General features: G+C 25.1%; 11 protein-coding genes. 6 read left to right on the forward strand and 5 right to left on the reverse strand.

Features of this window, described 5'->3' with window-relative positions; translation table 4 throughout:
• Positions 1–37: 37 nt before the first annotated feature.
• A complete protein-coding gene (locus ACJA25_RS02880; RefSeq protein ID WP_406615182.1) occupies positions 38–3,106 on the reverse strand; it encodes a hypothetical protein in 3,069 nt (1,022 codons plus the stop codon).
• Between the two features lie 212 nt (positions 3,107–3,318).
• Between ACJA25_RS02880 and eno the strand changes: the two genes are divergently transcribed.
• Positions 3,319–4,686: a phosphopyruvate hydratase gene (gene eno, locus ACJA25_RS02885; RefSeq protein WP_406615184.1), complete on the forward strand. Its 1,368-nt coding sequence runs from the start codon at positions 3,319–3,321 to the stop codon at positions 4,684–4,686.
• Positions 4,687–4,939: 253 nt separating this feature from the next.
• Here eno and ACJA25_RS02890 read toward each other — a convergent pair whose 3' ends face one another.
• The 4 genes from ACJA25_RS02890 to nadE all read right to left on the reverse strand — a co-directional run bounded on the left by ACJA25_RS02890 (position 4,940) and on the right by nadE (position 8,735).
• Positions 4,940–6,004, reverse strand: coding sequence for a hypothetical protein (locus ACJA25_RS02890; protein ID WP_406615186.1), 1,065 nt, complete (start codon positions 6,002–6,004; stop codon positions 4,940–4,942).
• A gap of 136 nt (positions 6,005–6,140) precedes the next feature.
• On the reverse strand, positions 6,141–7,169 hold the full coding sequence (locus tag ACJA25_RS02895) for a ZIP family metal transporter (RefSeq protein WP_406615188.1): 1,029 nt from the start codon (positions 7,167–7,169) through the stop codon (positions 6,141–6,143).
• A 29-nt stretch (positions 7,170–7,198) separates the two neighbouring features.
• Positions 7,199–7,930, reverse strand: a complete 732-nt coding sequence (locus tag ACJA25_RS02900; RefSeq protein WP_406615190.1) for a YebC/PmpR family DNA-binding transcriptional regulator — start codon at positions 7,928–7,930, stop codon at positions 7,199–7,201.
• Between the two features lie 16 nt (positions 7,931–7,946).
• Positions 7,947–8,735, reverse strand: coding sequence for an NAD(+) synthase (gene nadE / locus ACJA25_RS02905; RefSeq protein WP_406615192.1), 789 nt, complete (start codon positions 8,733–8,735; stop codon positions 7,947–7,949).
• A 164-nt stretch (positions 8,736–8,899) separates the two neighbouring features.
• On the opposite strand from nadE, the gene ACJA25_RS02910 reads away from it, so the two are divergent.
• The 5 genes from ACJA25_RS02910 to ACJA25_RS02930 all read left to right on the forward strand — a co-directional run bounded on the left by ACJA25_RS02910 (position 8,900) and on the right by ACJA25_RS02930 (position 14,583).
• Entirely contained in the window at positions 8,900–9,358 is a 459-nt protein-coding gene (locus tag ACJA25_RS02910) for a hypothetical protein (RefSeq protein WP_406615194.1), read from the forward strand.
• 1 nt (position 9,359) lies between these two features.
• Positions 9,360–9,800, forward strand: coding sequence for a hypothetical protein (locus ACJA25_RS02915; RefSeq protein ID WP_406615196.1), 441 nt, complete (start codon positions 9,360–9,362; stop codon positions 9,798–9,800).
• 170 nt (positions 9,801–9,970) lie between these two features.
• Positions 9,971–10,882 (forward strand): HpyAIV family type II restriction enzyme, encoded by a 912-nt coding sequence (locus tag ACJA25_RS02920; protein ID WP_406615198.1) that lies wholly within the window; start codon positions 9,971–9,973, stop codon positions 10,880–10,882.
• Positions 10,883–10,910: 28 nt separating this feature from the next.
• Positions 10,911–11,903, forward strand: a complete 993-nt coding sequence (locus ACJA25_RS02925) for a hypothetical protein (protein ID WP_406615200.1) — start codon at positions 10,911–10,913, stop codon at positions 11,901–11,903.
• Positions 11,896–14,583: a cation-translocating P-type ATPase gene (locus ACJA25_RS02930; RefSeq protein ID WP_406615202.1), complete on the forward strand. Its 2,688-nt coding sequence runs from the start codon at positions 11,896–11,898 to the stop codon at positions 14,581–14,583. Before ACJA25_RS02925 ends, ACJA25_RS02930 begins: the two co-directional genes overlap by 8 nt.
• Positions 14,584–14,595 lie beyond the last annotated feature (12 nt).

A 14,595-nucleotide genomic window follows, 5' to 3' on the forward strand; every position in this document is an offset into this window, starting at 1 on the left:
AAAATACAAAGATATTAAATATTTATAAACACAATTTTTATTCTTTAAAAATGTTGCAAATATTTTTCTTTATATAGTCAAATTTTTTAATTTTACTTATCAATTCAAATTTTAATCTTCCAAAAGAAGTTAGTGAAATAATGTTTTCTTTTTTAATCAAGAAATCAACTTCTTCCTTTAAGCTTTTTAATTCATTAAAGGCTTGTTCTAATTTTTCAATGTTTAAAATATTAGGTTTGTATGAGATACTAAAAGAATTTTTTAATAACTCTATGCTAGTTTTAACTTTTAAAACTTTTTCTTTTATTGTGTCTGGTGTCATTGGATTAGTTTGAAGTAATTCTTGTAATTCCTTGATGTTTAATTGAATCATTTCAGGATTTTTTAAAATATTTAACACAAGAATTGCTTCTAATTTCTTTACTAATTCACCAACTTTAGTTTTTAAAGTTTCCAAATTAGTTTCATTAGCAATTTCTGTAGCAAAAGAAATAGTTGAATCAAATGCTACTTCGAGCATTTTTTTATCACTATTTATAATAGCATCATACAAAGTACTTCTTTGTAGGAAATCATCATGAAGAATTTGTTTTATTCCTTTTTTATCTAGCTTTTCTTCTTCAGTGCTTTCTACTTCTTGATCATAATTTTGATAAATTCTTAGAAAGTCTCTTTCTATTTGCAAGGTTAAAGATAATATTTCTTTATTTATTGTTTCAATATCTAAATGTTGCTGCTGAATATAATTATCTAAACCATTTATAGATGATGCAATAGTTTGATATTTTTTTTCTTTTAACTCTTTAATTTGTTCAAATTTTTCTATTAATTTTGGACTAAGTTTTTTAATAAATTCCATATTAAATTCATAAGAATTATCATTTGCTTTTACAAATATATCCTTGAAAATTTTATCGCTTTCATTTATTGTAAAACTTGAATGGAATTTAGTTTTATAGATTTCAAAAAATGGTAATAAACATTTTTCAATAGAAAAATTAATTGAATCAATAGATGTTTTTACTTTTTCAATATTTTTAAATTGTGAATCTATAAATTTTTTACCAAGTTCATTTAAAATTTTTTGAATTTCTAAATGTCTTACAACAATTCCATTTGTATCGGTAAAAATATAAATTTTATGACATTCATCATAAAGAGTTTTTAATCTTTTTAAAGCGTTTGAATCTAGTTGTTCAAAAATATAAAATGGATCTTTAAAAACTTTTTGTGCTTCAATAAGTATTTGTTTATTTTTTTCTAGGAATTCACCATTTTCTAAAACTTTTAGTTCCGCTTTTCTTTCTTTAATTTCTTTATTTATTTCCGAAATTAAAAGTGTAGTAGTATTAACTGAAGATATTCCATAAAGTTTAACATTTTCATCTATATTTTTGGTTCAAGCCTCAACTTTGGTTTTTATGGTTTTTGCTTTATCTAATGTTCAATCTTCCACTTTTTTATATTTTATGTAGTAATTCACTACTTTTTTCAAGTCATTAAGATATTCATCAATTTCAACAAATAATTTAGTTTTAATAAAGAAGTAACTTTGTGTTCTTATTACATCGAAATTCAAATCATCATTTATTGTTTTCAATTCAGTTTTTATTTTTTCTATCTCATTTTTAATTTCTTGATTTCCAGTGCTTGCATAACCGTCTTTGCCAAATAAGAGCAAATCAATTCTAGTTAAGTTTTCTAGATTTGCTGACATTTCTGGTAAAAGATATTTTTTATCTTCATCTTTTATAGAAATTTGTAATTTTAATTTTGATGAATAATGTGAATGTAAATTTTTAATAATATCTTGATTTGCTTGAGTTTTGTATTTTTTCTCTAAAGCAAAAGCATCATCTAATGTTTCTAAAGTGGTTTTAATTTTTCTAATATCTTCATTAATCGTGTTTTGATATTCTTTAGCAGAGATATTGAAATATTCATTTTTTAATAGTGAAGGTATTTGATCTTTTATGTAATTTTTAATTTTTTCACTTGAAGAAAAATAGGCTAATAAAATTTTTTCAATGGTTTTAGATTTAACTATTTCATCATTAGCTTGTTGTTTTAATTCCACTATTTTGGTATATACACTTTTTTTGTTTTCTACACTTTCAAAGTTAATTTCATAAGGAGTTAAAACTTCATTGATTATTAAGTTGTTAATTTTTTCAATAAATTCATTTTTTAATTCATCAATATGCTTATTAGTATTCTTAAAATATTCGAATATTCTCATAATACGACTTAACTCGTTATATTCTGATTCAAAAACTTCAGTTGTAGTTTCAGGATTTTTGATTAATCCATCATAAAAAATAATTCTTTCATTATTTAAGAAATTTGAAATATGAATATTAGCTTCAAAGAAGGTAGAGTTGTTTTTTAATAAATTGCTTAAAATTTTAACTTCGCTATATTTACTAATAAAACCTTTTTTAGCACTTTTAAGATCGCCAAAGCTTGTGTATTTATTTTCTTCAATATCGTTTTCAATAGTTTTTAGTTGTAAAAGAATTTGATTTACTTTAACTAGATTATTTTTAACTTCTTCTGGTTTTTTCTTATTTGAAATTTGTTTAGAAAAATTAATAATGTCTTTTCCACCATTTAGTAAAAAGACTTTGTATCTTCTAGAAATGATTGCGAATTTTTTGTTATTTGATGAATACTTTGTACCAATTGAAGTAAGAATAGTCATTTTTTCTTGTAGTTCTTTTCAAAGAACATCATTTTCTTTGTTTCAATAGTTTTTGCTAATTAAAAAATCAGTTATTTTCTTGGTGTTCTTTTTTAATATTCCAATCAATTCATTGATTTCTATTTGTTCACTAGTAGAAGCAAAAGAAGCAAATTTCAATTTTTCATATATTATTTCAGCATTTTTGATTGCTGAATTTAACTTTTGTCTTTCAGTATTTATACTTGCTTCATTAGTTGCGAGTTCATAAGCAAATTTTCCTTCTTTAGCATACTTAATCATTTCTTCAAGATGTTGAATTTTTTCTTTTGAACATGAAGAACTAATCATAACTGAAGGCAATATTAGTGCTGTACTAGGAATAATTAGGTTTAAAAAAAAATTGAATTTTATTTTCTTTTTCATAATCAAACTTTTTTCTCTTTCTTTTACTTTAATAATAATTTTAATAAAAAATAAATAAAAAGGCACTACTAATAAAAAAATTGAAAAATTAGCCTTTATATGCTTAAAAAACTATTTTTTATTTATTTTTCTAATGGCGCTTTTGTATCTATTTTTTATTGTTGTGCTATAATAAAAAATATTATTTTTATATATGTTAAATAAGGAGAAAAATGTCAGCAATCACTAAAATTTATGCAAGAGAAATTTTAGATTCACGTGGAAATCCAACCGTTCAAGTTGAAGTTTTCACCGAATATGGTGCTAAAGGAGTTGCTAATGTGCCTTCTGGAGCTTCAACTGGTTCAAAAGAAGCTTTAGAATTAAGAGATAAAGGTACAAAGTACGAAAAAAATTGATACGGTGGAAAAGGAGTAATGACTGCCGTTGATCATGTTAATAAAGAAATTGCTCCAGCATTAATTGGACTTAATGTTTTAAATCAAAGAGCAATCGATTTAAAAATGATTGAATTAGATGGAACCCCAAATAAAGAAAAATTTGGTGCTAATGCTATTTTAGGTGTTTCATTAGCTGTTGCTATTGCTGCTGCAAATGAATTAGAAATGCCATTATACCAATACATTGGTGGAGTTAATGCTCACACTTTACCTGTTCCAATGTTAAACGTTATGAACGGTGGAGCACATGCTTCTAATACTGTTGATTTTCAAGAATTTATGATTATGCCAGTAGGTGCAAAAAGCATTAGAGAAGCATTACAAATGGCTAATAAGGTATTCCATAACCTAGCAGCATTACTTAAAAAAGCAGGACACGGAACCCAAGTTGGTGATGAAGGTGGATTTGCTCCTAATTTAAGAAGTCATGAAGAAGTTCTAGATTTTATGGTTGAAGCAATTAAAGCAGCTGGATATGTTCCTTCAACTTCTGGCAAAAATGCAGTTGCTATTGCAATGGATGCAGCTTCAAGTGAATTTTATGATGAAAAAGCTAAAAAATACGTTTTCAAAAAATTGAAAAAAGCTATTGAAGAAAAACGTCCTGGTTTTGAAAAATTAACCGGAGTAAAACTTGAATATACTTCAGAAGAAATGACAGAATACTATGGAAAATTAATTGATAAATACCCAATTATTTCTATTGAAGATGGTCACGCTGAAACTGACTGAGCAGGATTTAAACAAATGGTTGCTAAATACGGTCACAGATTACAAGTTGTTGGTGATGACTTAACAGTTACAAACGCAAAAATTTTAGCTAAAGCAATTGAAGAAAAAGCAATTAACGCTATTTTAATTAAACTAAATCAAATTGGTTCATTAACCGAAACATTAGATACAATGCAATTAGCACAAAAAGCAAATATGGCTTGTGTTGTTTCACACCGTTCAGGTGAAACTGAAGATACTACATTAGCAGATGTTGCTGTTGCTTTAAATGCTGGTCAAATTAAAACAGGTTCAATGTCAAGAACTGATAGAATTGCTAAATACAACAGATTACTTGTTATTGAAGAAGAATTATGTTGTTCAGGTGAATTTTTAGGTGAAAAATCATTCTACAACCTTAAAAAATAATTAAGTATTATTTATCTACCTCCTCATTTTTGAGGAGGTTTTTATTACAAATTTAGCTAAAAATGGTTAAGTAATATAAGAGATATTTGGACTGTTTTAGCACCATTTTAGGATAGTAATTTGGAAAATAAAAATTTCATATTAGCCTTTTTTATAGGTAAATATGAAATTTTTTAATTTATAAATTGGAAACTTGGGAAGCTATAGAAACTACAATCTTTAATTATTTTTTATAACTTAAAGTTAGAAATGGTTAGTGTAGTTCTATATATGTTGGGCTTTTAAGTGAATCAATAATTTCTTTTGCAATCTTCTTTTCTTTTTTACTTCAAGAATATTTATTTTTTTCAAATAAGTCATTTTTAGTTCAAATCATATTTTGTTTGTATTTTTCAGAAAAATTTTGATAATAAACATTATTTTCTATTTGAACATGCTTTTCAAAAGAAAATTCTTCTTGTGATGGTAGATTTAAAAGTTCTTTAATTTTTTCTATGTAAAACATTCAAGTTTTTAAATTTATAGTTCATATTGAATCATCATAAAAACCAGAAGAAATTTTAAAACTTTTATTTTTTATAACTCTTGAAAAATATAATTTATTATTTTTAATGTGTGGCATTCAATAAAAAACATCATTATTTTTATCAGATAAATTTGTTCCGGTAAAAAATAAGTATTTTTTAGACAAATCGAAAGAATGTTTGTTTGAATACTTATCAACATCTTTATAAAAATCATAGTGATTAAAATTTTCTATAGTGTCAAAATTAAATGGTCTTTTTTTATAATCTAGACTTGGTAAATATTTTTTAAAATCATCAAATTTTGGTTGAAAATCTTTGATGCTTCCTTGAAAAATTTCAGATTTAAAATCAAATAAAAAACTATCTTTATATGATCTGGAGTATCTTTTAAAAGACAAAAATATATTTTCGTGAAAAATATATCTAAAATCTTTTATTTCTGTTTTGTTAGTATAAACTTCATTATTTTTAGAATATAAAGTATCATTTGAAAAATCAAAAGGAAATGCTTTCGGCCTTTCAAAGGTTATTATTTCAGATTCTATTATATTATTTGACAAGATTTCTTGTTTCAAAAAAATATTATCTACTTCTTTAGTTATTATATTTTTAGGTGAATTATCTTGTTTAAAAATTATTTGCTCATCGTATAAAGAATAAGTATCAAGATTAGAAAAGATTTCTTTTTCAATAACTTCTTTTTTTCTTGTAATTAATGAACAATTAGCAGAGGCAAAAACAGGAATAGATAAGCTAGAAATTGTTAATAAGCTATATAGATATTTTTTCATTATATTCCTTACTATATTTTCTCTTTTTTATATTACATAGTAATTTTATAACATTTACTATTTTTTACAATTCATGTCCAGCATATAAAAAAGCTCTCTTTGCGAGAGAGATTAATTTTCTTATTTTGCAAGAATGTTATTTAAATTTAATTGTAATTCCTAAGCTTCCAAAAAGTGTTCCGTTACCATGGGAATGAATGGAAAGAATAATTGCTGCTAATACTATTCCTAAAATGATAAATAACAATAATAATTGTTTTGTTTTCGAATCATGTTTTTCAAAAGCAAATTCAGGAATGAATTCAAATATAGAAGTAAAAATAAATATTCCCGCTATAAATGCTTCAATAAATGCTGCTATTTGTCAAAAGTTTTGAATTGAGGTTCCTGAATATAAACCTAATAAGATAGGCGCAACAAATAAGAACAATAAACCAATTGAAATTCCAATAGCTTTTTTCTTGGAAACTCCCATTTCCCTTTGACGATAATAAAATAAAAGTTCTTCAGGAATTAAATGTAATATAAAGGAAATAAAGAAAGCTAAATTCATATTACCAGCATTTCCGTTATATAAAGCATTTAAACTAACTCCAATTAAAAAACCTTCTGGTATTCTATGAGTTAAAAGTAAAATAATTGCAATTAATTTTGAATAGTCTTTTTCTTTTTTGTTTTCAACTAATTCATTTGTTGAAGCTTTTTCTATTTCATGACAATGTTCATCTGATAAATGGTTGTGAATTAATGAATTAGATTTTTTAGATAGTTTTGGTTGAATAACTTTAGTGGTTAAAAAATGGGTTCCTATTGCTAGTCCTAAACCTAAAATTAATCCCCCACCTATTAATAAGATGTTTCAACCATAAATTTTGTTTAATGAATAACCTTTACCTTGTGCTGATAAACTTGAAATTTCTAATGATTCTTTTAAAAAACCAAATAAGGCCATCGTTAAGAAAAAACCAGACATAAAAGCATATAAAAAGTATGTTGATTTTTTGCTTAATTTATCTTTGAAAATTGGAACAACTAAAACAAAAATTAAAGGTATAAAAAATAATAAAAACATTGATGCTAAACTTAATAATAATTTAGCAACAATATCATTTCAAGGTTGATTTTCTGGAGAAATAATTTTAAAAAAATCGATTATTTTTTCCATAGTTTCTTTTCTACAAAAAACGTTATTAATTACGCTTCTTCAATATTATGAATGACTTCTTGAACGTCATCGTCATCTTCTATTTTTTCAATAAATTCCATAAGTTTTTGATATTTTTCAGCATCAAAACTAACATATGAATTTGGTATATAAGTTACTTCACATTGTAAAAATTCTGTGATATTTAAATCTTTTTCAATAGCGTTTTTACATTGGGTAAAGTTTTCTGGTTCAGTTGAAATTAAAAATGATTCATCTGTATTTTCAATATCAAGAGCACCATTTTCAATTGCTACCATTGTTAGATCATCTTCAGTAACTAGCTTTTTGTCAATTTCAATAATTCCACGATGGTCAAATTGATAAGGTATTTGGTTGGTTTTACCTAATGAAGCATTTTGTTTATTAAATAATGCTTTTAAATTACTTGTGGTTCTATTTATGTTATCTGACAAAGTAATTGCCATAATTGTAGCACCACCACTTAAAGTAGCATTAAAAATATTTTCAACAAAGGAACTGCTATTTTTTTCTCCTCTAGCTTTTGCCAAAGCTTTTTCGATATTAACTTTAGGCATATTTTTTGCTTTTGCTTTAGCAATCGCTAACTTTAATGTAGGGTTAGAATCAGGATCTGGACCACCATTTCCTGTAGCTGCTACATAAATTTCTTTAAATAATTTTTGAAAAATCTTACCTCTTGCAGCATCATTAGCACCTTTTTTGTGCTTAATTCCTGCTCAGTGTGAATGTCCTGCCATAGTACTCCTTGCAGCATTAATTTTGCTTTGAACTATAAAATTGCTCAATTGTCATTGGTTTAGTTGGGGTATTTCTTTTATGTTCTGAATTTAAATGCATTTTTTCTATTTTTGCTTTTATGTTTGTATTAATTTTATCATAGTCCATACAAAGGAAATTATCCAAATCATTGTAAGTAAAACCTAATTCATCCTCATCACTTTGACCTTCTCATAATCCAGCAGAAGGTTTTTTGTTAATGATACTTTCAGGAACATTTAGATATTTTGCGATCATTCTTACTTCTTTTTTCAAAAGATTAACTATTGGTAAAATATCTACTCCACCATCACCATATTTTGTAAAATAACCGATGTGATGTTCATCTTCATTGTCTGTTCCAACAACTAAGTAGTTTAACTCTTGAGCTAAAGCATATAAAGTTGTCATTCTTAATCTTGGTTTGATATTTGATAAAGCTAATTTATTTTTAAGATTTAAGTTTTTTTCAAGCGTTGAAAAAACTTGATTTAATTCAACAGTTTTAGTATTTAACTGATGTTCTTTAATAAGCGCTTGAATATCTTTTTGTTCATGAGCCATTGAATCAATTGGCATTATTATGCCTAAAGAATCTTTTTCAAAAGCTCTTTTACATATTAATGAAACAACTGCTGAATCAATACCACCAGAAATTCCATAAACTACACCATAACATTTTGCATCTTTTACTTTTTGAGCAATTCAAGAAGCTAAATAATCAACATATTTTTCAATAATATTTTTATCTTTTACTAAAAGTTCTTCTAAACCAATTCTTTTCATTTTTTGCTCCTTTATTTTTTTAAAAAACTAACATTTATCTTTAAAATAAATTTTAAAGAAAAAGACAAAATATAATTGTAATTTTTACAATAATAGAGCCTTTTAGTAATAAAAATGTTATATTTAAACAATATAAAAATATTTTTTCAAATTTAAGGAGATAAATGCAAAAAAGTCTAGTTGACACTAAAAAGAAATATGCAAAAATTCTTTTGAGTTTTTCAATTATTTCTTTTGTTATTTCAATTTTTTATACTATTTTGATGTTTTTTTTAACCGTTAATAATGTAATTTATAAACATCTTTTACCTTCTAAAAATCCGCCCGCTACTGAAGAAGATGCTTATAAATTAGTCCTAGAAATTTTATTTTCGCTTTTAATTCCAGCAGTAATATTTTTAGTAGTTTCACTTGCATTTACCATTATAACCATTGTATATAGAATTAAATTAATGTTAATTTTAGATAGAAATAAAAAAAGTGACGATTCAATTTGAATTATGATTCTAGTATCATTTTTTATTGCTGGTAATATTTTAATGTTGATATCATCAATTTCGATCTTGTCTAAAAAGCTAGAAATTCCAGAAGCAGTTAAAGAAGAAGAAAAAGTAATAGAGTAATATGGAATCTAATATCAGATTAAAAATTAACAAAAAGTTAGCATTGTCAATTTTAGTTATTACAGTATTTCTTTTTGTTTCGATGATAATAAAATCTTTAATTAATACATTGCAACTTTTAAATGCTAATGATCATACCGCTAATGATTGACTAAACACTTTTAAATCTCTTACTTCTATTTTCACAATTTTTAAAGTTAAAGATTTTACCACTTGAATTGTTTTACCATTCTTAATTGCCCAATTTATTTTAAAAATTATTCTTGTAATTAGATTAGACAGAAAGATGTCTGAAAGTCAAATTGCATTTATATTATTGTTGATTTCATTCTTTGTATTACAAAGTATATTAGCTTTTATCGCTGCCTTGCTTGTTCTAAAAGAAAAATACGAAGTTGTAGAAAAACCAGAACAAAATGAAAGTGAAATGGAAAACAAATAATAGATAAAAGTAGAACTAAAAAATGGTTCTGCTTTTTGATTTTATTTATGTGTTTAAATAAAATTTTGTTTCTTAAAGTAAAAGAAAATATTGATTGATATAATAAGAAATACTTATTACAAAATGTAAAAAATAAATTTTTTACTATCGATTTTTGCTAGGAGATTATTATGGATTTTGACTCGTTTAAAATCAATTTAAAAGAACAAATGAATAGAGCAATTCATCAAAAAATGATATACAAACTAATTGATGCGCCTTACAGATTTAAATCATTATTTAATCCATTAAGTGTTTTTGAAAAAGTGGAGCAATCAAGAATTAAATCGCAAGAATTTGCGTTTAATAGTTTTTTAAAATCTTTAACAAGTGATGAATTAAAAAAGAAATCATTTGTTGAATTAGAAAACAGATATAAATTTACTATTTTAATTGATGAAGAAAAAGAAACATATCAAGAAAAAATAGTTAAATTTGATCATGTTTTCAAAAATGAACAAACAAATGAAATCTATTTAATATTACAAAAAAATAGAGACATTTATAGTTATAAAAAAGCTTCTGAAATGATAGAAAAATTTATTAACAATACTGAAGTTTTTGTTAATCATTTTCAAGACAATAAAGTAAATGCATTTTTGTGATTTATGGACGAAAACTATAAGAATAACCAAGAATTTTTTGCAAATATTTTAAGTACAAAAATCAACGATAATATTAGTTATCATATTTATTATGCACACGAGTTTTTCAAACATTTAGACATTGAAAGTGTTTGAGACACAATGGTTTTTAATTTAAATAAATTTAAAAATGAAAATTCACAAGAACTTTTTATCAAACCTAACTTAGATCTTGATCCAGAAGCTTTAGAAGTTTTAGTTAATTTATCTAATTCAAGTTGAGAAAAATTAAATAGTGATTCACCTGTTTATAAGGAATTAAGAACTATTATTTTCGATGACAAAAATCCAAATTCTAATTTATTAAAAGCATACGAAATTAGAAAAATCAAAGCTAATAGTAAAAATGACGAAGAATTTAAGAACAATATGTTGGAATACTCTAATATTAATAAATAAAATTATTTAATATATTAAAATTAAATAAATGTACGATTTTTTTAATTTTTTAAGTTTTCACAAGACAGGATTTTATATAGATGGTAGTTTTTCTACCAACCATATTTTTATTTTCCTTGCTTGTTTTTCAATAGCGGGGGCATTGGGTTTTTATGCTAAACATAAAAAATTGTACTTACTTAAAACTGATTACATTTTAGTATCCATTGTTTTGTTTACCATTTTCTTAGAAATCATAAAAATAATTTCACAATGGGGAACTGTAGATAAGATAAATAAAACTTTTTATATAGATTTATTAACACACTTAAGATCTGGATATCGATTATATTTGCCTGATTTTATTTGTTCAATATTTATGTGATCCATAATTATATATTTATTGTTCCCTAATAGGCAAGTAAGAGAAGGAATTATGTGTTTCTATGCTACTTATTTATGTATATCAGGTTTAGCAATTTTATTAACATTAGATGATTTAAAAAGCATAAATGTAAACTTACGAATAGAAAAAATACATAGTATTTTCTACCATATGTTAATGGTAATTGTTGGTTTTTACTTAATAATCGCACATTCGCTATATATTACTTTTTCTAGAATAATTAAAGCATTTTTAATATTTTTATTTTTTGTCCTTTTTGCAATCATATTAAATTCAATATTAGTAAAATTGTATAAAACATACAATTGAAATATCTTTTTAATTTCACCATTCCATGGACCAAATAATGGAATTGATACTTTGTTAAAATGATTTAAAATAAATTTTAAAGATTATGATAATAGACTTAACCCTGTTATTTTCACCATATCTTTATTTATAATAACTTCAATCTTTTGAATGATTATAAGCTTACCTTTTTTAATCAACAAGTGAAAACTAAAAATGTTTGCTAAAAAATATTACAACGGTACATTTAAAAACTTAAATCAATTAGATCAAGAAATTTGTAAAGACTATGCAAATTTAATAAAATTTAATGACCTTAAACAACAAAAAGGAACCAATAATGAATAACGAACTAATTATGACTTCAAAAACAACTGGTTTGACTAGTGAACAAGCGGAAGAAAAAATATTAAAACACGGTAAAAACGAAATTAAAAAAAGCAAAAAAATTAATCCTTTTGTTGCTTTTTTACAACAATTTATAGACCCAATGGTTATCTTGTTAATTATTGCAGCAGTGATTAGTTTATCGTTAGCAATTTTTGAACAAGTTAAATCACATAAATCTTTAAGTGAAATTATTGTTTCATATATTGAACCCGGAATAATTATGTTAGTAATTATTTTAAATAGTATGCTAGGTGCTTATCAAGTAATTAAATCTGATCAAGCAGTAAGGGCACTAGAAAAGTTGAATAAGACTAACACTAAAGTCTTACGGGATGGTGAAATTAAAATTATTCCTTCCGAATTATTAACTGTGGGTGATATTGTAATTTTTGAATCAGGTGATAATATAACTGCTGATTGTCGAATTATTGAAGCAAATAACTTAATGGTAGTTGAAGCAAGTTTAACTGGAGAAAACTTATCAGTAGAAAAAAGAGCGAAATGAGATAAAGAAGATGACACTTTACTTGCTAACAATGATCATTTGCTTTATTCAGGAACTTATGTAACCAATGGAAGAACCATAGCACAAGTTATTGCTATTGGTACCGAAACTCAAATTGGTTCAATTAACAAAATGGTACAAAAGGAAAAACCAAATCCAACTCCTTTACAAATTAAGTTAAATAAATTAAGCAAAATCTTTGGTTATTTAGGAATAGCATTATTATTTGTTTCTTTCTTTATTCAAATTGCCTTAAATGGTTTTGGAACAAACTTTAACATTTACACTAATGCATTAGTTACTGGGATTTCTTTATCTGTGGCAGCCATTCCTGAAGGTTTAATTACTTTTACAACTGTTATTCTTTCTATTGGAATTACTAAAATGTCCAAAGAAAATGCTTTGATTAAAAACTTATTAGCAGTTGAGACCTTAGGTTCTACTTCAATTATTTGTAGCGACAAAACTGGAACCTTAACTGAAAACAAAATGACCATTGTTGATCTTTTCGCTAATAACATTTTACTTTCAAATAATGAAAATAAAGTTAATGACAATCATTTAGAATTGGTTAAATTAGCAACTTTATGTAATGATGGTTCAATTACAGTAACTGAAAGTGAAATTAAAGAAGTGGGTGATCCTACTGAAACAGGAATTTTAAGATTTGCTCATTCCTTAGGACTAAATAAAACTGAACTAGAAACTTTATATCCTCGAATTGGTTCTTTACCTTTTGATAGTGATAGAAAACTAATGTCAGTGTTAATTAAAAAAGACAACCAAAATATAATGATTGTTAAAGGTGCTCCTGATATCTTAATTAAAAAATGTAAAAACGTTGATGAACAACTAATCAATGAAGTTAATGAAAAATGAGCTAATTCAACTTATAGAGTTTTAGCCTTAGCTAAAAAAGTAGTTAATAAAGCTAGTATTGATTTTAAAGATGAAAAAGATTTAGAATTTGTTGGTTTATTAGCAATGGTTGATCCACCAAGAGCAGAAGTGTCTTCAAGTATTTATGAAGCAATGTCAGCAGGAATTAAAGTGGTTATGATTACTGGCGATCATATAAATACCGCAAAAGCAATTGCAACTCAATTAGGCTTTTTTAACCCTGAAACTGATTTAGCAATTACTGGTGCTGAATTATCACAAATGTCAGACCAAGAACTTAATGAAAAAGTTAAAAACATTTCAGTATATGCTAGAGTTAATCCGGAAGATAAATTAAGAATTGTTAAAGCATGACAAAATAATGAAAAAGTTGTTTCAATGACCGGTGATGGAGTTAATGATGCACCTGCTTTAAAAGCTAGTGATATTGGTTGTGCGATGGGAATTACTGGAACAGATGTTTCTAAGCAAGCAGCAGATATGATTTTGGTAGATGATAATTTTGCAACCATTGTTAAAGCAGTTAGAAGTGGTCGTTTAATTTATGACAAAGTTAAAACCGTTATTCAAAACTTATTGATATCATCTTTAACTGAAATTCTTTTGATTCTTTTAGGAATGCTACTATTTTTCCCAATTTTTAGAAACTATTTTGCTAATGGCGAATTCTATGTTTTTAGCGCTTCACAACTATTGTGAATTAATTTACTAACCCATGGGCTTCCAGCAATTGCCTTAGGTTTTGTAGATTCGGAAAAAAATGTAATGTTAAGAAAACCATATGATAAAAAAGAATCTATTTTTGCAAGAGGAATGGGAATTGAAATTATTTGACAATCTTCATTTCTAACTATTATTTCTTTAATTTCATATATTATTGCTGCTAACTATGCTATTAATAATTTCATTGATGTTTTACCTTTTGCTTCTACTGCAACCTTTGTTACTATGGGGCTAGCATCAGGAATTAATAGTATTAATTTAATGAGCGACAAATCAATTTTTAGATGCTCAATTAAAAAATACTATTGAGTATGAATTGCTTCATTATCTTCTGCATTCTTTATACTACTAGTAGCATTTGTTCCTGCAATAGCCAAATTCTTTAGAATGAGTGAATTATTTACTACTAATCACACTATTCCATTAATTTCTGTTGCTTTAGGTTTAAGTTTAATTGTTGCTAATGAAATAAAAAAATTAGGTGTAAGCGCTTTTGCTAAAGCTGCTTAATAACAAAGACAA

This window comes from Mycoplasmopsis hyopharyngis, assembly GCF_045276885.1.
Taxonomy (GTDB): domain Bacteria; phylum Bacillota_I; class Bacilli_A; order Mycoplasmatales; family Metamycoplasmataceae; genus Mycoplasmopsis; species Mycoplasmopsis hyopharyngis.